The following is an 18,723-nucleotide window of genomic DNA, read 5'->3' as shown; positions in this document are numbered from 1 at the left end:
ATTACTGCGATGCGGATTTCGCTTCTTCCTCGGGAAGTTTGCCGGTCGCCTGGAAGATGACCCGTCGGGCCACCTCGACGGCATGGTCGGCGAAGCGCTCGTAGAACCGGCCCAGCAGCGTCACGTCGACGGCCGCCGCGACGCCGTGCTTCCATTCCCGGTCCATCAGCACCGAGAACAGATGCCGGTGCAGATCGTCCATGGCGTCGTCTTCTTCGCGGATCCGGGCGGCCTTCTCCGGGTCGCGGGACAACACCACCTCTTGGGCGCTGTTGCCCAATTCGACCGCGATGCTGCCCATTTCGGCGAAGTAGCCGTTGACCTCTTCGGGCAGCGCGTGCTGGGGATGGCGCCGCCGGGCGATCTTGGCCACGTGCAGCGCCAGTGCACCCATCCGGTCGATGTCCGCCACCATCTGGATGGCGCTGACGATGGCCCGTAGATCGCCGGCCACCGGTGCCTGTAATGCCAGCAGTACGAAGGCGCTTTCTTCGGCCTGCGCACTCAGCGCGGCGATGGCTTCATGATCGGAGATGACTTGTTCGGCCAGCACCAAGTCGGCCTGCAGCAGGGCCTGGGTGGCCCGCTCCATGGCGATTCCTGCCAAGCCGCACATCTCGCCGAGGCGCTCGGACAACTCCGAGAGTTGCTCGTGGTAGGCGGTCCGCATAGCACCAAGCCTACGGTCTCGCCGTTCGAAACGGGCGGCGGAGCGCCGTCAAATGCGGTTACTCGCAGGTGGTGTCGGCCGCGTTGGTGACGGTCAGGTCCTCGGGTAGCTTGGCCGGCGCATTGCTCGAACCGCGTTCGATCTGCAGGCTCATCGACGATCCGCTGGGCTGCGGGCTGGCGACCGACTTGAAGTCGGGGCCCAGGACCACCTGCACGACCTGCCCGTAGCCCGAAACCCGCTGGACTTTCGCGTTGGCGAACGAGGACGCGACGGTGGCGGCGGCTTCTTCGTTGCCCGGCGAGAACAGCACGGTGGTCGCGTTCACCGAGCTCGGATAGTCGTCGGGCGACATGACGTTGAACCCGTCCTGCTTGAGCTGGGTGGTAGCGGTGGCCGCCAGACCGGTTTGCGTGGTGGCGTTGGAAACCCGCACCGTCACGCCGCTGGGCGAGGTCGTGGTGACCTGCTCGTGTTGCGCCTCCGGCGCCGGTGCCGGCGTCTTCTTGGTGGTCGGCGCCTTCGACGGGCCCTTGGTCGGAGACGTACTCAGATTCTGGGCGTTCTGGTCGTTCTCCTCGGGCAGCGGATCGTCGTTGATGACGGCATCGAACAGCGCCCGCATGTCGGCAATCCGTGGCGGCTCGTCGCCGTTCTGGTCGGTCACACCGGTCGGCACGGTGACGAACGTGACGTGCCCGGCCGCCATGCCCTGCAGCGACTGACCGAGCTGGATCAGGTCCTTGGATCGCACGTTGTCGACGACGGTGTCGCTGATGAACATGTTGACGACGTTGTTGAGTTTGGTGGGGTCCAACAGCGTGTCTTCGGAGATCAACGACCGCAGCAGCGACGACAAGAACAGCTGCTGGCGTTTGATCCGGCCGTAATCGCCGTTGACCTCGGTGGTGACCTGGCGCGCCCGCACGTAGCTCAAGGCGGTGGAGCCGTCGAGGACCTGGCGCCCACCGTGTTCGAGCACCGTGCCCAACTCGTAGTCGTGCAGCGGCGTGCTCGAGCAGACCTCGACGCCGCCGAGGGCGTCGACCATCTTCGCGAAGCCGGAGAAGTCGACGGCGATGAAGCGGTTGATGTTCAAGCCGGACAGCTTCTGGATTTCCTTCACCAGGCACTTCGGGCCGCCGAAGGCGAACGCCGAGTTCAGTTTGGTCTCGGTGTAGACCATCTTCGGGCCGTAGGTCTTGGTCTTCGGGTCGTAGAGGGGCCCGTACTTGCCGGTTTCGGGATTCCACGCTTCGCACTGCATCGGGGTGATCGCCAGGTCGCGGGGGAACGACACAGCCACCACGCGCTTACGGTTGGCCGGAATGTTGACCAGCATGACCGTGTCCGAGCGTTCCCCGTCGGCGTCGTCGGTGGTGCCGGCGCCCATGTTGGCGTTGTCGCCCGCCCGCGAGTCAAGGCCGACGATCAAGAAGTCCTCGTCGCCGTATTGGCCGCCCGGGTCGCGGATGTCGCTGGAGTTCTGGTCCAGCGCGCTGATCGTGTTCAGCCGGGCGTTTTTCGACGAACTCCACTGCCATGCCCCGCCGGTCATGGCCAGGGCCAGCACCGCGGCCAGCGCGGCCGTCGACCGCGCGGCCACCAGTAGCGGGCGGCGCTGGCGTTTAGGTTCCTCGGCGCCGGGGTCTGGGGCCAGATCTTCGGGGTCGTCGTCGTTGGGATAGTCGGCGGCCTCGAGGGCGCGAAGCTCGGCGACGGCGTCCATGGAGTAGGCCAGGTCGTCGATCACCTGCGTTGTCTGCAGCTCGATCGGCAGGCCCGGCTCGGCGCCGGAAGGCTCTACGCCGAACGGCTCGACCTCGGGATCCTCCGGAGCGGCACGATGGTGGACGGGCCTGCCGGGGGCGCCGACTTTGGCGATCAGATCGGCGACGCTGACGCCGCCGCCGGTGTGGGATCCGCCCTGTTCGGGTTCCTCTTCCGGCGTTGCGACGGGCTCGATAGGGGCCTCGGGCTGCCAGCGGTGCAGGTTGTCGTCGGCCGGGGTGTCGAAGAATCGCTCCCAGGGAGCGGCGCCCGACCGCGACGGGTCGGCCGCGATCGGATGGGCGTGCGCCCCGCCCGGGCCGCGCCGACCATTACGAGTGGCGTCGCTCTCGGCGTCACTCATGTCGTACCGGCCTCCGAAGCTCTGCTGCAGACGTCAGCGTGTCCGTGCGTATGTGAGCGCAGCCCCGCATTGCGGGCGCTACCGCTGGTGCCAACCACTTTCGTTGCCCTGGTGCAGCGGCACCGAACCCATCCGCCACCCACGCGCATGCAACAAAGCCCACATCGTACTGAGTTATTGCTCCGGACGCGATTTCAAGTTGTCGGTTCAGCCACCGGAGTGCATCACGTCGGCGCCGGCCGGCACCGTGCAGTCGTCCGGATCGGTCAGCCAACCCTCCGGCAGCACCACCCGGGCCGGTGAACCCTGTCGGCCGCGCGGGCCCGTCGCCTCGTCGGGGAACGGCACGGCGCCGTCCAGCCGGTCGAGCAGAGAGTCCAGCTCGTCGAGCGTCTTGACCATCGCCAGCGCCCGGCGCAGCTCCGAGCCGGCCGGGAAGCCGTGCAGGTACCAGCCGATGTGCTTACGGATGTCGCGCATGCCCTTGTCCTCGCCGAAGTGCGCGGCAAGCAGCTGCCCGTGCCGTCGCACGATGTCGGCGACCTCGCCCAGCGTCGGCGGCGTGGGCGGCGGGCCGCCGGTGAACGCTGCCGACAGCTCGGCGAAAAGCCAGGGCCGGCCCAGGCAGCCGCGCCCGATGACGACGCCGTCGCAGCCCGTGGTGGCCATCATGGTCAGCGCGTCGCTGGCGTCATAGATGTCGCCGTTGCCGAGCACCGGGATCGTGCGCACCTGCTGCTTGAGCCGGGCGATCTCCTCCCAGTCGGCGGTGCCGGAGTAGCGCTGCGCCGCCGTGCGGGCGTGCAGCGCGACCGCGGCGGCCCCTTCGGCTTCGGCGATGCGGCCGGCGTCGAGGTGCGTGTGGTGTTCGTCGTCGATGCCGATGCGGAACTTGACGGTCACCGGTATCCGGGTGCCCTCGGTGCCGCGCACCGCCGCGGCGACGATCTGACCGAACAGCCGCCGCTTGTACGGCAGCGCCGACCCGCCGCCGCGCTTGGTCACCTTGGGCACCGGACAGCCGAAATTCATGTCGATGTGATCGGCCAGGCCTTCGTCGGCGATCATCTTGGCGGCCGCATAGGTGGTCGCGGGGTCGACGGTGTAGAGCTGCAGCGAGCGCGGTGACTCGTCGGCGGCGAACGTGGTCATGTGCATGGTGGCCGGATGACGCTCGACAAGCGCACGCGCCGTTACCATCTCGCAGACGTAGAGTCCGCTGACCGTGCCGGCCTTGGCTTGCTCGAGCTCGCGGCACAGCGTCCGGAATGCGACGTTTGTCACGCCCGCCATCGGTGCCAGAACCACCGGGCTGGCGAGCGCGATGGAACCGATGCGCACCGCTTGGTTACCGCCGGCTCATGGTCAGCGTGCCCGCGGTCTGGTGCAGCTCGGCTGCGGTGGTCCTCTTGCCGGTGCGGGCTTCCCGCTCGAGCTGACGCCGCTTGGAGATCTCGAACTTGTCGCAGGTCTGCTCGAGCTCCTTGATCAGCAGGGCGAGATCGTCGCGCATGGCGGCCGCCTCACCGGTGAAGTCCTCACGCTCGAAGATGCGCCATTTCCTCAGCACCGGCATGACCACCTCGTCGAGGTGGATACGCGGGTCGTAGACGCCGCCGACGGCGATGGCGACGGCCTTCCGGCGGAACTCGGGCACCTGGTAGCCCGGCATCTGGAAGTTGCGCAGCACCTTGTGCAGCGACTTCATCGCCTGATTGGGCGCGGCCGCGAACCCGGCGTCGCTGACGTCGCGGTAGAAGATCATGTGCAGGTTTTCGTCGGCCGAGATCTTGGCCAGCAACTGGTCGGCGATGGTCTCGTTGCAGGCCTTACCGGTGTTGCGGTGCGAAATCCGGGTGGCCAGCTCCTGGAACGTGACATAGATGACCGAGTCGAACAGGCTCTCGGCGAACAAATCGGCTCGAATCTGCTGGTTCTGGCCAGGGCTGAAGCCCCGGTTCACCACCTCGATGCGCAGCTTCTCCAGCTCGACAGGGTCGACCGCGCGGGTCACGACCAGGTAATCGCGCAGCGCGATGCCGTGCCGGTTCTCCTCGGCGGTCCAACGGTTGACCCACTGTCCCCACGCGCCATCCATGCCGAAGTTCATCGCGATCTCGCGGTGATACGACGGCAGGTTGTCCTCGGTCATCAAGTTCTGCACCATCGCCACCTGGGCGACGTCAGACAGCTGTGACTGACCTGGCTCCCAGTCCTGTCCCCCGAGCGCGTAGTAGTTCTTGCCGTCCGACCACGGGATGTAGTCGTGTGGGTTCCAGTTCTTGTGCATGCTCTCGTGCCGATTCAGGTACTTCTCGACGAACGGCTCGAGTTCGTGAAGCAGTTGTAAGTCGGTCAGCCCGGCTGACATACGGCCTCCAGTTATCTGTGTCGATGGGTAGCAGTCAATATATCTGTGTACTTCAGTAGCATCAAGTTCCTCGTCCGGCGCGCCAGGTGACGGTTTGATGCCGGTTTTGGAGCTGCGGCGCTCTACCAGGTTCAGTTGTACGGCTTGCCGATGCGATTAAAAAGAAAACGCGCGTTATTGCGACTTGCCGAGCTCGCCGGCGGGGACGTAGGGCGCGGCCGTGATGTACAGCATGTTGATGCAGTAATCGATGAACTGCTTGCGGGTGGCGCCCAGCTGCCCGTGCAGGTAGGCGGTGAACAGGCTCGAGAGGCCGCCGACCAGGCTGGTGGCGATCATCTTCTGCAGCACGGCGTCGCCGATGCGGGACAGCTTGCGCTGCAACAGATCGATGAAATTGGGCATCCACTCCGCGCCGGAGCGGGTCAGCACCGGCTCCACCGCCGGCGCCAGCAACAGCACGCGCCCGCCGACCGGGTCGTCGACCATCAGCTCGACGAACCGCTCGACGGCCTCGCGTGGGGTCGTCGCCGACGTCAGGGTGTTCATCGCGCGCGTGCAGACGTCGTCGTAGACCGCGCGCACGAATTCGTCACGGTCGGCGAAGCTTTCGTAGAAGTAGCGTTCGGTCAACGCGGCCTCGCGGCAGACCGCGCGCACGGTCAGCGCCGGCCCACCGGGACTGCCGAGTAGCTGCACGCCGGCGCTGATGAGGTTGTCACGGCGAAGCGCGAGGCGACTCTCCAAGGGAACGCCGGTCCAGCGTCCCCGTCGTTGACCCGTCTGCACATCGCTCCTAAGCTCTAAAATGACAACGGCTGTAGTCAAAAAATAACGATACCTACAGGGATCCAATAGTGACTCAAGATACGTCCGCATCGCGCCCTCTGACCAGCGACGTAGCACGTGGCGACGCCGTCGGCGCCGCTGAGCAGTCGGTTTCGGCCGGGCCGGTCGACACGTCCGACGGTGTCGCGGCTGGCTGCCCGGTGTCGCCGGCGGGGTACGACGCGCCGCCCGCACCGCTGGGACCCGACTCGCTGACCTGGCGGTACTTCGGGGACTGGCGGGGCATGCTGCAGGGTCCGTGGGCGGGTTCGATGCAGAACATGCACCCCCAGCTGGGGGCGGCGGTCATCGATCACTCCACGTTCTTCCGCGAGCGCTGGCCGCGTCTGCTGCGTTCGTTGTATCCCATCGGAGGAGTCGTATTCGACGGGGACCGCGCCCCGGGCACGGGTGCCGAGGTCCGTGACTACCACACCGACATCAAGGGCGTCGACGAACAGGGCCGGCGCTACCACGCGTTGAACCCCGACGTCTTCTACTGGGCGCACTCCACCTTCTTTATGGGCACCATTCATGTGGCCGAGCGATTCTGCGGCGGGATCACCGAGGAACAGAAGCGCCGGCTGTTCGACGAACACGTCGAGTGGTACCGGATGTACGGCATGAGCATGCGACCGGTGCCCGCCTCCTGGGAGGAATTCCAGGTCTACTGGGACCACATGTGCCGCAACGTGCTGGAGAACAACTGGGCGGCCCGGGCCGTGCTCGATCTGACCGAGCTGCCGAAACCCCCATTTGCGCAATGGATTCCGGGTCCGTTGTGGGCCGCGCAACGCAAACTGCTGGCGCCGTTCTTCGTCTGGCTGACGGTCGGCCTGTACGACCCACCGGTGCGGGAGTTGATGGGCTACCGCTGGTCACGCCGCGACGAGTGGCTGCACCGGCGCTTCGGCGACCTCGTCCGCGGCGTGTTCGCCCTGGTGCCGCCCAGATTCCGCAAGCACCCGCGGGCCCGGGCCGGCTTGGACCGCGCCAGTGGCCGTATCCCGCTCGACACGCCTCTGGTGCAAACGCCGGCGCGCAACCTGCCGCCGGAAGACGAGCGCGGCGACCCCAAGCACTACTGCCCGATCGTCTCCTGAGCCGACCGGGCTCCGGTCGCGCTATGTGTGGGTGTGACCGTGAACTTCCTCCAGGCCGGCCTGATGCACGTGGGTGTGGGTGTGTTCGGTGCCGTCGGCGTGCGCGTGCGAGTGGTCGTGCTCGACGTGGTCGTGCTCGTGGGTCGTGTGCGCGTGGTCGTGCGTCACATCGCCGTGCTGGTGCTCGTGCGCGTGTGGCGCATCGTGGGTGTGCTGTTCGCTCATTGCCGTTCTCTCCTTTGTGAAATGCCTTGTGGCTATTGCTCGCTCAGTGACCGGCGCCGCGCTGCCGGCTCGCCGGGCGGGACGACTCGGCGACGGCCTTGAGCCCGCTGTCGCGACGGTGATGACCGGGCACCCCGGGGCCGGCGTGCTCGGCGTTGAAGACCGCGTCGATGACGAGCTGACGCACGTGGTCGTTTTCCAGGCTGTAGAAAATCGTCGTGCCCTCCCGGCGGGTGCGGACCAGGCGTGCCATCCGCAACTTCGCGAGGTGCTGGGAAACCGACGGCGCCGGCTTGCCCACGTGCTCGGCGAGGTCGTTGACCGACATCTCGTGGTCGGTCAACGACCAGAGCACCTGCACGCGAGTGGCATCGGCCAGCATCCGGAACACCTCGACCACCAGGCTGGCCTGGTCGTCGGGCAGCCGACCTTTACCGTTATCTGCATGCATACGCAAATACTAGCGAAAGCCGGTGCCGCTGCCAAGGGTGCGGATCAGGCCGAGGGGACCACCGTCGACTGGCGGCCGCCATTGCGCTCGTTCCAGAGCCGGTAGACCTCCACGGCGTCATCGTTGGGCTCGTAGCGCATGGGCAGGCGTCGCTGGTCCCATTCCTTCGCGAATTCGTCGTAGAACGTCGACAGCTCGAAGTACTTGCGGTCATCCAGGTAGTACTGCTCGTAGCTGTCCCGGGTGGTCAGGAAGACGACCTCCTTGGGTGAGCAGTAGTAGAGCGAGCCCAGGCACATCGGGCATGGATGGGCCAGCACGTAGATGGTGGAGTCGACGAGGTGCTCGGTGTTCAGCTTCATGCAGGCCTCGCGGATCGCCAGGATTTCTGCGTGGGCGGTGGGATCGTTCGTCTGGGCCACCTTGTTGGCACTCTCGGCCAGCACCGCGCCGTCCTGGACGATGACGGTCGCGAACGGGCGGCCACCCTCGGTCACGTTGCGGCGAGCCAGGTCGATCGTGCGCTGGGCGAAATCGGTCATGGGTCCTCCGGCGTAGAACGGGAGCAGATAACTCGGACAGTAGTCCCGCCGGCCGGGATGCGAGCTTGTGATACTAACTAGATTGTCTATGTTTTTTCTGACCCGATTAAGGGGGCACCATGGCGCGCGCCGAACGTGACCGCTGGGACCTGGCGACGAGCGTCGGGGCGACGGCGACGATGGTGGCCGCGCAGCGGGCGCTGTCATCCGACGCCAAGTTGATCGACGACCCGTACGCAGCACCGCTGGTGCGCGCGGTCGGCATCGACGTCTACGTCCGGTTGGTGAACGGCGAAATCGCCGCCGGCGGGAACACGGAGTTCAACCCGCAGCGGATGGCGCGGGGGATGGCCTGCCGAACCCGGTTCTACGACCAATTCTTTCTGGACGCGACCCGAAGCGGCATCGGCCAGGCGGTGATCCTCGCGTCGGGCCTCGATGCCCGCGCCTATCGGCTGCCCTGGCCGGCCGGGACGGTCGTGTACGAGGTCGACATGCCGGAGGTGATCGAATTCAAGACGCTGACGCTGGGCGACCTGGGAGCCGAGCCGACCGCCGAGCGGCGCACCGTCGCCATCGACCTGCGCGACGATTGGGCCTCGGCCCTGCAGGCGGCAGGATTCGATCCGCAGGCGCCGTCGGCATGGAGCGCCGAAGGCCTGGTGGTGTACCTGCCCGACAAAGCGCAAGACGCGCTGTTCGACAACATCACGACGCTGAGTGCCCCCGCCAGCCGTCTCGCCTTCGAATTCGTGCCTGACACTGCCGTTTTCACCGATCCGCGGTGGCGCGCCCACCACGACCGGATGAGCGAACTCGGGTTCGAGATCGACTTCAACGATCTCGTCTACCACGGCCGGCGCAGCCACATCGTCGACCACCTGAGCCGGTGCGGCTGGCAGACCGACTCGCAGACCATTGCGGAGCTGCATGCGGCCAACGGGTTTGTCTACGCGGACGACGACGTCGCGGCGGCTTTCGCCGATGTCACCTACAGCAGCGCGGTGCTCGGGCGATGAGCCGGCTTTCCGGCGCGCACCGCCGGGACGTGCGCGTTGTGGTGCCCCCACCAGGGCTCGAACCTGGGACCTGCGGATTAAAAGTCCGTAGCTCTACCAACTGAGCTATAGGGGCCGCGGAGATTCAGGATACTTGGACCGAAATCGAGGCTCGTTTGAGGATTGGGCACACCGTGACCTAAGCTGACGTGGCTCCCAACGAAACCACGTTGCGAGTACCCCGGAGTGATTCGGTTCTGGCCCCCATCGTCTAGTGGCCTAGGACGCCGCCCTTTCACGGCGGTAGCACGGGTTCGAATCCCGTTGGGGGTACGCGACGCGGTGACGCGGAGCAGCAGCAAGGCCCTGTGGCGCAGTTGGTTAGCGCGCCGCCCTGTCACGGCGGAGGTCGCGGGTTCGAGTCCCGTCAGGGTCGCCAAGCGCGGCGAGGCAATCGCTGCCCTCCGGCCAGGTAGCTCAGTCGGTACGAGCGTCCGCCTGAAAAGCGGAAGGTCGGCGGTTCGATCCCGCCCCTGGCCACCAAGGATCCGCGAGTTCTCGTGTCGCGCGGCGTCAAACCACGTAGGGCGCAATCAGAGTGGTGGCACCCAACACCACCAACCCGATCAGGAACGCGACGATCGTGAAGCCCATCACCTGACGGACATTGAGTTTCGCGATCGCGAGCAGGGGCAGCAACCAGAAGGGCTGGATCATGTTCGCGACCCCCTCGCCGACGGCGACCGCCATGGACATCAACCCGAGGTAGGCCGGCGAGGTCTGACCGAGCGCGCGCGCCGAGTCGATCGCGATCGGGCCCTGCACGGCCCAGTGCCCGCCGCCGGACGGCACGAACAAGCTGATGATCAACGAGCCGATGAAGGTCAGGAACGGCAGCGTGTACTGCGTTGCGCCGCTCACCAGCCCGTGGGCCAGCAGCGTCTGCAGGGGCACGGCCTTACCGCCGGCGTGCGGGGGTGCGTAGCCGAGCAGTGCGACCAGACCGCCGTAGAGCGGATACTGCAGCAGCAGCGGACCGGACACCTTCGCGGCACCGGTGAAAGCCCGGATGAACCGGATCGGCGTGCGGTGCAGCAGCGCGCTGGTGATCGTGAACAACATGATCATCGACGAGATGTTCAGCGTGAAGCCGCTGAGGCAGAAGTAGGCGATGCCAGCGGCGAACACAGCGACGTTGAGGATCCACTGGTTTTCCAGCCATTCGGCGAACGATCGCTTGCCCTCGGTCTTGGCCTCGGGCTGGCCCTCGTCCTCGAACACGGCGGGATCGGGCGCAAGGCTTCGCGTCGGCTGCATGCGCCAGATCGCAAGCGCGAGCAGCGCCAGCACGACGATCACCGACAGCCAGCTGTAGGGCTCGAAGATCGTCAGCCTGAGCGGCACCGTGGCGCCAGTCATCTTGTGGATCACGTTGATTGGGCTGCCGTCGTCCGTGTTCGCCAGCGCGATCGACGACGACAGTCCCTGCGTCCAGACGATGAAGCCCATGAACGCCGCGGCGATGAGGTAGCCGAAATGTGTGTCGGTGAAACGCTTCGCGACCTGGCGCGCGATCAGCGCACCTGCGACCAACCCGAGCCCCCAGTTCAAGAGGGACAGTGCCGCGCTCAAGCCGAAACAGAGCAGGGCTCCCTGCACCTGGGTCCGCGGCTTGCTCGCGATATAAACGATGGCCCGCTTGAGAACTGGCGCCTCGGCGAGCGTGTAGCCGGTGACGAGGATCAGGACCATCTGGAAGGCGAACGTGAAGATATTCTGCGATCCCCATACGCCCCCGTACCACGCCTTGAGCATGCCGCCCGCCGAGGCGCCGTGCACCAGGAGCGCAACCAGAGCGGCGACGATGACGGTGAGGATGACCGCGAACAGGTAGGGGTCGGGCATCAGCCCTTCGACATACCGGACACAGAGCGCGGTGAAAGGCTGGATGACGCCGCGGTGTCTGGGTTTACCGTCTTCTTCTGGCGTGCTTGCCTGCTCGCCCTCGGGCGACTCGGTTGCGGCCTTGCGTTCTTCGCTCGTCGTCATCGACCTGCCCTCGCGTTCTCCGGCCAGCTCGCGTTCGACCGCGCGCATTGGCTGATCGTAATAGCGGAACTGATGAGGCCTGAACCTGACGGGAGATGTCGCGGCTATGAACTGTCCGCGGCCGCCAGGTTGCGCTCCGGGGCGACAGGGCGTCGGGTCGGACCGGCGACCGGCGGATAGTGTTACTTGAGCATGCTCCCGGCATCGACGGTGACGGGAAGGCCTGTGATGTAACGTGATTCGTCGGAAGCCAGGAAAAGCACCGCGTTGCTGATGTCCACCGGCTCGACCCAGCCGACCGGCAGTACGTGCATGAACTGCGCGGCGACCTTGAGGTCGTCCGGGCCGGGATTCTCCAGATCTGGCCGGAACAGTTTCATCGTTCCCTCGTTCATGAACATGGGCGTGTTCACGTTGGTCGGGTGAACGGAGTTCACCCGGATGAAGTGCTGGCCGAGTTCGACCGCGAAGGTACGCATCAGTCCGACTACGCCGTGTTTGGCGGCGATGTAGTGACCGGTGTGCGGGTAGGCCTTGAGCCCGCCGACGGAGCTGGTCAAAATGATCGATCCGCCCTGACCCTGGGAAATCAGGTGCGGCACACCTGCTTTGACTGTCTTCCAGACGCCGGAGAGGTTGACGTCGATCATGTCTCGCCAGTCGTCTTCACTGGTTTTGTCGAGAGTCTGGCCGCCGTTGCCGATCCCGGCGTTCGCGCAGATGATGTCCAGTCGGCCGAGTTGTTCGACTCCGCTGTCCACCGCCGCTTTCAGGGCGTAGTAGTCGCGCACGTCGACTTCCGCGGTCACGATGCGGCGGTTGAGTCCCTTGATGAGGTCGGCCGTCTCGGCAAGATCATCCGGTGTCGACGGCGGAATCTCACTGCTGCTGCTGATCGGGGTGCAGATGTCGACGGCGATGATGTCGGCACCCTCCTGCGCCAGGCGCACCGCGTGGCTGCGGCCCTGGCCCCGGGCCGCCCCGGTGATGAACGCGACCTTGCCCTCGACTCGTCCGCCCATGACTGCACCTCACTGATCCGAAAGGCCGGGATGACGACGGCCCGGCGCGCCTGTGGTCGATTTCGATTATTTGTCGATCGATCAGGAAGGGTGGCACCATTTGGCCGCAGTGTCAACAGGCGCCGGGACGGTTGCACGATTTTGGTGCCGCGCGGCGGCAATGGTGTGGGGATCGCCGCGGGAGGGGCGGCCGACCCTAGCTGCTCGGTCTCGGTCCGGCCGCGGGCGCCTTCAGCAGACTCATCTGGCGTTCGACGAACGCGCGCAACTCGTCGTGCCCCTGGGTGACGCCGACCGCGCTCTCGTTGCACAGGCTGCGCGCCACCTGCGCGATCAGCATCGAGACGGCCACCGGCGGGAATTCCTCGAGATCGACGTGGTTGGCGCGCAGCACCATCGTCACGGCCGCCGTCTCGATGTCGCGGACCCGTTCGGCGTAGGCCTTGAGTTCGGCGCCAATTGCCTTGCGGTGGTTGGCCAATGCCATGAACTCGGCATTCAGTGTCGTCACCGCGGAATCGCTGTTCATCAGCCACAGCGCTTGCAGTGGGTCGTCGTCGGCCAGCAGGGCGCGCATGCGTGCCAGCGCGGTCTCGGCTCCGGCGCGCAGCACCTCGACGAACAGATCGTCCATGGTCGGGAAGTAGTAATAAACCAGGGCCTGCTTGACGCCGGCCTCCGCGGCCACCCGCCGTGACGTGGCCGCGGCATAGCCCTCTTCGCGCATGATTCGTGCGGTGGCCTCGATCAGCTTGCCGCGCGCCCCCGCATCGGCGCCCCTCTTGTTTTGGCGAGTCGCCGCGGGACTGGGCGTGCCGGTCTTGCTTGACCGGCTCGCGCGATCCGTGGTAGGCATACCGCATCTTAGCAATTTGGTCGATCGATCAGCGTTGTTAGGGCGTAAGCCGGAGTCAACCGGAATGGAGGGGACGATGACGACCGCACATCTGAGTGTCCGGGTGGATCCCCGGCTGTGTGAGGCGCACGCCCTGTGCGTGGAGATCGCCCCCGAGGTTTTCGAGCTCGGTGACGACGTCGCGGCCTGCGACGAGGAACCGGGGGAAGCGTTGCGCCACAGCGTCGAAGCCGCCGTGGCCGCCTGCCCTCGTCAAGCCATCAGCGTGGTCGCCGGGGACGCGTGATGCGCCATTTGGCAGGCCAGGAAAAGGAATCGAACCCATGACCGAACTCGCCGACGTCGACTACTTCACCGACGCCGACATCGCGCAAGATCCGTACGCCTACTGGGATTACCTGCGCGGCCAGGGCCCAGTGTTCCGCGAGCCGCATTACGGGGTCGTGGCCGTCACCGGTTACCAGGAGGTCCAGGCCGCCTTCAAAGACGTCGCCTCGTTCTCCGCGGTCAACGCGATTGGCGGTCCGTTCCCGCCGCTGCCGTTCACCCCGGAAGGGGACGACATAAGCGACCAGATCGAGGCGCACCGCCACGAGTTCCCGATCTTCGAGCACATGGTCGTCATGGACCCACCCGAGCACGAAAAGGCGCGTTCCCTGCTGGGACGGCTGCTCACACCGCGCCGCCTGCAGGAAAACAAGGACTACATCTGGCAATTGGCGGACCGGCAGTTTGACGAGTTCACCGCCAACGGTCAGTGTGAGTTCCTCGGCGAGTACGCCAAGCCGTTCGCGACGCTGGCGATCGCCGATCTGCTCGGGGTTCCCGACGAGGACCGTGCCGAGATTCGCCGCAATCTCGGGGCCGGTAACGCGCCGGGCGCCAGGGTGGGCGCGCTCGATCACGAACCTGTGGGCAGCAACCCGCTGCACTATCTCGATGACCTGTTCAGCGCCTACATCGCCGATCGGCGGGAACGCCCGCGCGAGGACGTGCTGACCGGCCTGGCCACCGCCACGTACCCCGACGGCTCGACCCCACCGCTTTTGGAGGTCGTCCGGCCGGCCACCTTCCTGTTCGCTGCCGGCCAGGAGACCGTGACCAAACTGTTGAGCGCCGCGGTGCAGGTGCTCGGTGACCAACCCGAGCTTCAGGCGCGGCTGCGCGCCGACCGAAGCCTGATCGGCTCGTTCATCGAAGAGGCACTGCGCATGCAAAGCCCGACGAAGGTCGACTTCCGGCTGGCGCGCAAGTCCACCACCCTGGGCGGAGTGCACATTCCGGCCGGCACGGTCATCATGCTGTGCCTGGGAGCGGCCAACCGGGACCCCCGAAAATTCGAGAATCCCAACGAATTCCAGGCTGACCGGAAGAACGTCCGCGAGCACATCGCGTTCGGTCGCGGAATCCACACCTGCGCGGGCGCACCGCTGGCGCGCGTGGAAGGCCAGATCACCATCAACCGCCTCCTGGACCGAACGCGCGACATCCGGATCAGTGAGGCCAAGCACGGCGTAGCGCCCAATCGCGACTACCGCTACGAGTCCACGTTCTTGCTGCGCGGGCTCAAGGAGTTGCACATCGAGTTCACTCAGGCCGACTGACGCGCACTAATCCTGTGCCGCAAGGCCTTTCACCTGCTGGTAGTAGATGACGTTGCCGCCACCGGCCCAATTTCCCTCCGGAATCTCGTGGATCAACGTCCAAACGTGAAAGGCCCGTGCACCCTGCGGATCGATTCCCGCCGCAGCGCACACCGCGGCGTGCACGTCGGCGGCGAGTTGTTCCTTGCGGGCCTGATCCAGGCCGCCCTCGAACACCGTCAAGTCGACCCTGAACCGGGGCTCGCCGGGCCCGCGCCCGCCGATCGAGAGTTCGGCCTCCTCCAGCGGATGCAGGTACAACCACGTGTTGTCGCGCAAAAACGGTGTGTCCGGCGCGCGTTCGGCGCGCAGCAGCACGGTGACCAGTTCGTCGGCCAGTCGACTCAGGGCCTGCTCGCCCAGCGAGCCACGAACGAACGTCAGGTCGATCAGCGGCATTACGGCCCCTCCTCACAGCTCCCTCAAGCCCCGAACCACCTTGAACGCCTTGGCGATATCGCGGTGGGATATAGCGCTGGTCGCGGGCTAGTATCCAGAAGACCGTTCACATTGTCGTTGTGCGGCCCGCAGGATCGCCTCCGCGGCAATATATGCGGGTTTAGCGCGGTCGGCACCCTCGACAGGCAGGTTCGCGGCGCAGCGCAGCACCATCAGGGCCAACGCGCTGTGGGTCGCGTAAGAGACGATCAGCAGGTTCGCGCAACCACGTGCGCCGCTCACCGTCATGACGTGCTGGCGCTTGCCTTCCCACCCCGGCCAGTTGAAATCGGGTGGCCGCTGCAGCGATGACCAGTTCACATTGATGGAAGTGACATCCCCGAGCAACGGAGTCAGGACCGCAACGAGCTCGGGTAATTCATTGGTGATGCGATCTGCACGCGGCCACCATGCGCCGTCGATATCGCGGCCGAGGTGGCGAGCAATCGATAGCCGGATGGGAGTGGCCTGGCGCCGGGTCCTGGCCGCGTAGCTCATCGGAAGTACCGCAGTCGGCAATTCGCGCACCTAGTCACAAAGGTGCGGTTATCCGCAGAATTTGTCGGAGCCTTCCGCCAATGGGTGATGGCCGGGATTGCATAACCCATGGGCGGTGCCTTCGCGCTCGGCGTCGTCGAGCCCGCGGGTGCGGGACCAACGGAGGAATCACATTGCCGGGGTGTCATCCGCGCCGACAATGCGGTGGACCACCGCTGACAACGAACGGCTCGGCTTGAACGCTACGCCACCACCGGGCCGCCCGGGCGGTCGGGTGGCCGGCGACAGCGCGCAAGCACGGCACGGATTGGCCGGACGCGTCTGGGGAATTCGCCCGGCAGCTCAAGCTTGTCACTGTCCACCGCAACAAATCCCTTGCGGTGCAAGGGATGAGGAGACGATTCCTACCATCTGCCGCTTGGAGCGGGATGACGGGTAGGGTGGTGGCGACGGCGAGGAACGGATTACATGGCAAGAGCGAACTGGTGTGACGCGGTCGAGATCCACCCGTCGCAGATCCGGGTCGGTGACATCATCGGCACGCGGCGTCCCACCGAATTGCGTCTGACGGTCACGATGATCAGTGGTCCGCAGAGTGGTCCGGGGCAGTGGACATTTTTCAGTCGGGACGATAACGGTCAGCAGCGAACCAGTACGTTCGGAGAAGGCGAACTGGTCCGGAGGTACGCCAAAGCATCCTGACGTTCCAGCGCTGCAACGCCGATCAGGGACGGCAATTTGACGAACCGACAGCCTCCGTATCGGGCCGATCGGAAAACGTCGGGTGCTCGACCGGTTTCGCAGTGGTTTCGCCCGAAGCGACATACTTCGGTGCCTCGGGGTGGGAAAACAGGTTCGACTGGTCCATGGGCTGTCCTTCCGAATGAAGAGTTCGGCCGATACGCATCGTTACGTGGCGTCGGACGACGATCGAATCGCACGGCGTTTTCGTTCGCGACTCGGGGTGACCGCTAGAACGCGGTCTTCCTCCACTCTACAGGCAGCCGGCGCCATGCATGCATGCCCCGCTCAGGTGAGATGCGGCCCGGGCGTGCTTTCTGCATCCAAAGAGGGCGGCTACGTCACAGCCTGGGCGCGCTGATTCCGCTGATCACTCGGATGGCCACGGCTGATGAATGAATTGGCAAGCGACGCAACTATTTTCAAAATACAGCCGACTTCGTGCTACCCTGAGCCCGCATGGATGTTTTTGGTACATCCGCATTTGAATGAGAGAAGTAAGTAAATGGCACAGGGAACTGTGAAATGGTTCAACGGTGAAAAGGGCTTCGGCTTCATCACCCCTGATGACGGCACGAAGGACCTCTTCGTCCACTACTCCGAAATCCAGGGAAACGGCTATCGCTCGCTCGACGAAAACCAGCGCGTTCAGTTTGAGGTTGAGCAAGGAGCCAAGGGGCCCCAGGCAGTAGGAGTCAGTACCGTCTAGAACTTCACAAACATCACGGTGGGCTGGTGCGGTTACTTCGCACCAGCCCACTGGTGTTTCCGGACCTCTCCATCTTTCGGAAGCCGCTGCCCCGTCGGCTGCGACATCATCTAGTGCTTCACCCGATCCGGACCGACCAATCGGGATAATGTCCGAATGCGTCTCGCGTGGGTGCTGCTATTGACGGTCGCGCTGGCGCTTGCCTGGGTGAGCGGGCCACTCACCGCCCAGGCAGGCCCCGATGTGCCGCCGGTCAGCGACGCCGCGCGTGCGGCAGGCTTCGTGGACATCCGTACCGTCGTTCCCGACGCGGTGCTCGATCTGCGCTACGCGACCACCAATAACTTCACCCACACCCAGCTGTACCCTTCCGACGCCAGATGCCTTGTGCACCAATCGATGGCGCCCGGCCTGGCCGCCGCGGCCGGCGCGCTGCGCCCGCAGGGCCACCTCCTGGTGTTCTGGGACTGCTATCGGCCGCACGACGTTCAGGTCAAGATGTTCAACCTGGTCCCCAACCCAGCGTGGGTCGCCCGTCCGGGTCCGTACGCGCACAGCCATGAATCGGGGCGTTCCGTCGACGTGACCTTCACGACGCCGCAGCAGCCGTGTCCGTCCGGGCAACACGCGGGTGGGCTCTGTCTGGCCGACATGGGCACCGACTTCGATGACTTCAGCTCTCGGGCAACCGCTTTCAATACCCAGGGCATCAGCCCCGACGCGGTGGCGAACCGGGCCGCGCTGCGGTCGGCCATGACCTACGGCGGCTTGAAGGTGTATTCGGGGGAGTGGTGGCATTTCGACGGGCCGGGAGCCGGTGTCGACCAACCGATACTCAACGTTCCCGTCGACTAGGATATCTCATAATATGAGACACGCATTTCATATTATGGCCGCTGGGCGTAAGCTGCCAGTCGAGACGCGGCAGGCAAGGGGCCACAGTGAACGACGAACATCGAGCGACCTACACACACGGACACCACGAGTCGGTGTTGCGCTCCCATCAGCGACGCACCGCCGAGGACTCCGCCGCATACCTGCTGCCGTACCTGAAGCCGGGGCTGTCCGTGCTCGACGTCGGGTGCGGACCCGGCACCATCACCGTTGACCTGGCCACCCTCGTCGCGCCCGGGGCGGTCACCGCCGTCGACCAGGTCGCCGACGTGCTCGATGTTGCCCGCGCCGAAGTCAGGCGTCGCAATCTGTCCAACGTCTCGTTCGCGACCGCCGACGTGCACAACCTCGAATTCCCGGACGGCACTTTCGATGTCGTGCACGCCCATCAGGTGTTGCAGCACGTTGCCGATCCGGTAGCAGCCCTGCGCGAGATGCGGCGAGTGTGCGCGCCGGGCGGCATCGTGGCGGCCCGCGACGCCGATTACTCGGGGTTCGTCTGGTACCCCGAAGTGCCGGCGCTCGACCTGTGGCGAGACCTCTACCAGCGC

21 protein-coding genes and 4 tRNA genes are annotated in these 18,723 nt (G+C 65.6%); 11 read left to right on the top strand and 14 right to left on the bottom strand.

The window, feature by feature from the left end; genetic code table 11:
• Window position 1: 1 nt before the first annotated feature.
• The 5 genes from phoU to A5708_RS09770 form a co-directional block, all read right to left on the bottom strand.
• Entirely contained in the window at window positions 2–670 is a 669-nt protein-coding gene (gene phoU, locus A5708_RS09790; RefSeq protein ID WP_065028427.1) for a phosphate signaling complex protein PhoU, read from the bottom strand.
• 58 nt (window positions 671–728) lie between these two features.
• Entirely contained in the window at window positions 729–2,804 is a 2,076-nt protein-coding gene (locus A5708_RS09785) for an LCP family protein (protein WP_065028426.1), read from the bottom strand.
• 207 nt (window positions 2,805–3,011) lie between these two features.
• Entirely contained in the window at window positions 3,012–4,145 is a 1,134-nt protein-coding gene (dusB, locus tag A5708_RS09780; RefSeq protein ID WP_065028425.1) for a tRNA dihydrouridine synthase DusB, read from the bottom strand.
• Window positions 4,146–4,152: 7 nt separating this feature from the next.
• Window positions 4,153–5,175, bottom strand: coding sequence for an acyl-ACP desaturase (locus A5708_RS09775; RefSeq protein WP_065028424.1), 1,023 nt, complete (start codon window positions 5,173–5,175; stop codon window positions 4,153–4,155).
• A gap of 174 nt (window positions 5,176–5,349) precedes the next feature.
• Entirely contained in the window at window positions 5,350–5,964 is a 615-nt protein-coding gene (locus A5708_RS09770; protein WP_155765960.1) for a TetR/AcrR family transcriptional regulator, read from the bottom strand.
• A 68-nt stretch (window positions 5,965–6,032) separates the two neighbouring features.
• Between A5708_RS09770 and A5708_RS09765 the strand changes: the two genes are divergently transcribed.
• Entirely contained in the window at window positions 6,033–7,106 is a 1,074-nt protein-coding gene (locus A5708_RS09765; RefSeq protein ID WP_065028422.1) for an oxygenase MpaB family protein, read from the top strand.
• A 21-nt stretch (window positions 7,107–7,127) separates the two neighbouring features.
• Here the strand turns inward: A5708_RS09765 and A5708_RS09760 are convergent, their stop codons facing one another.
• The 3 genes from A5708_RS09760 to A5708_RS09750 are packed head-to-tail and all read right to left on the bottom strand — an operon-like array spanning window position 7,128 to window position 8,324.
• Window positions 7,128–7,331, bottom strand: a complete 204-nt coding sequence (locus tag A5708_RS09760; protein ID WP_065028421.1) for a zinc transporter Slc39a7 — start codon at window positions 7,329–7,331, stop codon at window positions 7,128–7,130.
• A 43-nt stretch (window positions 7,332–7,374) separates the two neighbouring features.
• Window positions 7,375–7,782, bottom strand: a complete 408-nt coding sequence (locus A5708_RS09755) for an ArsR/SmtB family transcription factor (RefSeq protein ID WP_065028420.1) — start codon at window positions 7,780–7,782, stop codon at window positions 7,375–7,377.
• A 44-nt stretch (window positions 7,783–7,826) separates the two neighbouring features.
• Window positions 7,827–8,324 carry a nucleoside deaminase gene (locus A5708_RS09750; RefSeq protein WP_065028419.1) on the bottom strand — a complete coding sequence of 166 codons (498 nt, stop codon included), beginning with the start codon at window positions 8,322–8,324 and terminating at the stop codon, window positions 7,827–7,829.
• Between the two features lie 119 nt (window positions 8,325–8,443).
• Here A5708_RS09750 and A5708_RS09745 point away from each other — a divergent pair, with 119 nt between their 5' ends.
• Window positions 8,444–9,343 carry an SAM-dependent methyltransferase gene (locus tag A5708_RS09745; protein WP_065028418.1) on the top strand — a complete coding sequence of 300 codons (900 nt, stop codon included), beginning with the start codon at window positions 8,444–8,446 and terminating at the stop codon, window positions 9,341–9,343.
• Window positions 9,344–9,382: 39 nt separating this feature from the next.
• On the opposite strand, the gene A5708_RS09740 is transcribed toward A5708_RS09745, so the two are convergent.
• Window positions 9,383–9,458: transfer RNA gene (locus A5708_RS09740), tRNA-Lys, on the bottom strand.
• 124 nt (window positions 9,459–9,582) lie between these two features.
• Here A5708_RS09740 and A5708_RS09735 point away from each other — a divergent pair.
• The 3 genes from A5708_RS09735 to A5708_RS09725 all read left to right on the top strand — a co-directional run bounded on the left by A5708_RS09735 (window position 9,583) and on the right by A5708_RS09725 (window position 9,865).
• A tRNA-Glu gene (locus A5708_RS09735) sits at window positions 9,583–9,655 on the top strand.
• 29 nt (window positions 9,656–9,684) lie between these two features.
• Window positions 9,685–9,761, top strand: a tRNA-Asp gene (locus A5708_RS09730).
• A gap of 27 nt (window positions 9,762–9,788) precedes the next feature.
• Window positions 9,789–9,865: transfer RNA gene (locus A5708_RS09725), tRNA-Phe, on the top strand.
• 30 nt (window positions 9,866–9,895) lie between these two features.
• Here the strand turns inward: A5708_RS09725 and A5708_RS09720 are convergent.
• The 3 genes from A5708_RS09720 to A5708_RS09710 all read right to left on the bottom strand — a co-directional run bounded on the left by A5708_RS09720 (window position 9,896) and on the right by A5708_RS09710 (window position 13,144).
• Complete coding sequence (locus A5708_RS09720; protein ID WP_065028607.1) at window positions 9,896–11,272, bottom strand: TIGR00366 family protein; 1,377 nt, start codon at window positions 11,270–11,272, stop codon at window positions 9,896–9,898.
• A 281-nt stretch (window positions 11,273–11,553) separates the two neighbouring features.
• Window positions 11,554–12,393 (bottom strand): mycofactocin-coupled SDR family oxidoreductase, encoded by an 840-nt coding sequence (locus A5708_RS09715; protein WP_065028417.1) that lies wholly within the window; start codon window positions 12,391–12,393, stop codon window positions 11,554–11,556.
• A gap of 196 nt (window positions 12,394–12,589) precedes the next feature.
• Window positions 12,590–13,144 carry a TetR/AcrR family transcriptional regulator gene (locus tag A5708_RS09710; protein ID WP_065028606.1) on the bottom strand — a complete coding sequence of 185 codons (555 nt, stop codon included), beginning with the start codon at window positions 13,142–13,144 and terminating at the stop codon, window positions 12,590–12,592.
• A gap of 196 nt (window positions 13,145–13,340) precedes the next feature.
• Between A5708_RS09710 and A5708_RS09705 the strand changes: the two genes are divergently transcribed.
• Both A5708_RS09705 and A5708_RS09700 read left to right on the top strand, forming a co-directional pair.
• The gene (locus tag A5708_RS09705; RefSeq protein ID WP_065028605.1) at window positions 13,341–13,535 is read left to right on the top strand and encodes a ferredoxin; all 195 of its coding nucleotides are present in this window, start codon (window positions 13,341–13,343) and stop codon (window positions 13,533–13,535) included.
• Window positions 13,536–13,572: 37 nt separating this feature from the next.
• Window positions 13,573–14,853 carry a cytochrome P450 gene (locus A5708_RS09700; protein WP_065028416.1) on the top strand — a complete coding sequence of 427 codons (1,281 nt, stop codon included), beginning with the start codon at window positions 13,573–13,575 and terminating at the stop codon, window positions 14,851–14,853.
• Between the two features lie 6 nt (window positions 14,854–14,859).
• Here A5708_RS09700 and A5708_RS09695 read toward each other — a convergent pair whose 3' ends face one another.
• Window positions 14,860–15,291 (bottom strand): tautomerase family protein, encoded by a 432-nt coding sequence (locus tag A5708_RS09695; RefSeq protein WP_065028415.1) that lies wholly within the window; start codon window positions 15,289–15,291, stop codon window positions 14,860–14,862.
• 87 nt (window positions 15,292–15,378) lie between these two features.
• A complete protein-coding gene (locus tag A5708_RS09690; protein WP_065028414.1) occupies window positions 15,379–15,828 on the bottom strand; it encodes a DUF5994 family protein in 450 nt (149 codons plus the stop codon).
• A 468-nt stretch (window positions 15,829–16,296) separates the two neighbouring features.
• Here A5708_RS09690 and A5708_RS26150 point away from each other — a divergent pair, with 468 nt between their 5' ends.
• From A5708_RS26150 to A5708_RS09675, 4 genes are all read left to right on the top strand, one after another.
• The gene (locus tag A5708_RS26150; RefSeq protein WP_081292896.1) at window positions 16,297–16,530 is read left to right on the top strand and encodes a hypothetical protein; all 234 of its coding nucleotides are present in this window, start codon (window positions 16,297–16,299) and stop codon (window positions 16,528–16,530) included.
• 544 nt (window positions 16,531–17,074) lie between these two features.
• Window positions 17,075–17,278 carry a cold-shock protein gene (locus tag A5708_RS09685; protein ID WP_065028413.1) on the top strand — a complete coding sequence of 68 codons (204 nt, stop codon included), beginning with the start codon at window positions 17,075–17,077 and terminating at the stop codon, window positions 17,276–17,278.
• A 156-nt stretch (window positions 17,279–17,434) separates the two neighbouring features.
• A complete protein-coding gene (locus A5708_RS09680) occupies window positions 17,435–18,133 on the top strand; it encodes a M15 family metallopeptidase (protein WP_065028412.1) in 699 nt (232 codons plus the stop codon).
• Window positions 18,134–18,219: 86 nt separating this feature from the next.
• On the top strand, window positions 18,220–18,723 hold a 504-nt coding region (locus tag A5708_RS09675), incomplete at its 3' end, for a class I SAM-dependent methyltransferase (protein WP_155765959.1).

Source organism: Mycobacterium colombiense (genome assembly GCF_001672755.1).
GTDB lineage: Bacteria > Actinomycetota > Actinomycetes > Mycobacteriales > Mycobacteriaceae > Mycobacterium > Mycobacterium colombiense_C.
Note: the sequence above shows the minus strand (reverse complement) of the source record. Positions and strands in the feature narration are given on the sequence as shown.

Bases quoted from the DNA above. Each gene is read 5' to 3' on its own strand.
- A5708_RS09785 (WP_065028426.1), bottom strand. From the start codon at position 2,804: ATGAGTGACGCCGAGAGCGACGCCACTCGTAATGGTCGGCGCGGCCCG.
- A5708_RS09715 (WP_065028417.1), bottom strand. From the start codon at position 12,393: ATGGGCGGACGAGTCGAGGGCAAGGTCGCGTTCATCACCGGGGCGGCC.
- A5708_RS09775 (WP_065028424.1), bottom strand. From the start codon at position 5,175: ATGTCAGCCGGGCTGACCGACTTACAACTGCTTCACGAACTCGAGCCG.
- A5708_RS09745 (WP_065028418.1), top strand. From the start codon at position 8,444: ATGGCGCGCGCCGAACGTGACCGCTGGGACCTGGCGACGAGCGTCGGG.
- A5708_RS09760 (WP_065028421.1), bottom strand. From the start codon at position 7,331: ATGAGCGAACAGCACACCCACGATGCGCCACACGCGCACGAGCACCAG.
- A5708_RS09690 (WP_065028414.1), bottom strand. From the start codon at position 15,828: ATGAGCTACGCGGCCAGGACCCGGCGCCAGGCCACTCCCATCCGGCTA.
- A5708_RS09680 (WP_065028412.1), top strand. From the start codon at position 17,435: ATGCGTCTCGCGTGGGTGCTGCTATTGACGGTCGCGCTGGCGCTTGCC.
- A5708_RS09695 (WP_065028415.1), bottom strand. From the start codon at position 15,291: ATGCCGCTGATCGACCTGACGTTCGTTCGTGGCTCGCTGGGCGAGCAG.
- A5708_RS09700 (WP_065028416.1), top strand. From the start codon at position 13,573: ATGACCGAACTCGCCGACGTCGACTACTTCACCGACGCCGACATCGCG.
- A5708_RS09750 (WP_065028419.1), bottom strand. From the start codon at position 8,324: ATGACCGATTTCGCCCAGCGCACGATCGACCTGGCTCGCCGCAACGTG.
- A5708_RS09685 (WP_065028413.1), top strand. From the start codon at position 17,075: ATGGCACAGGGAACTGTGAAATGGTTCAACGGTGAAAAGGGCTTCGGC.
- phoU (WP_065028427.1), bottom strand. From the start codon at position 670: ATGCGGACCGCCTACCACGAGCAACTCTCGGAGTTGTCCGAGCGCCTC.
- A5708_RS09755 (WP_065028420.1), bottom strand. From the start codon at position 7,782: ATGCATGCAGATAACGGTAAAGGTCGGCTGCCCGACGACCAGGCCAGC.
- A5708_RS26150 (WP_081292896.1), top strand. From the start codon at position 16,297: ATGGCAAGAGCGAACTGGTGTGACGCGGTCGAGATCCACCCGTCGCAG.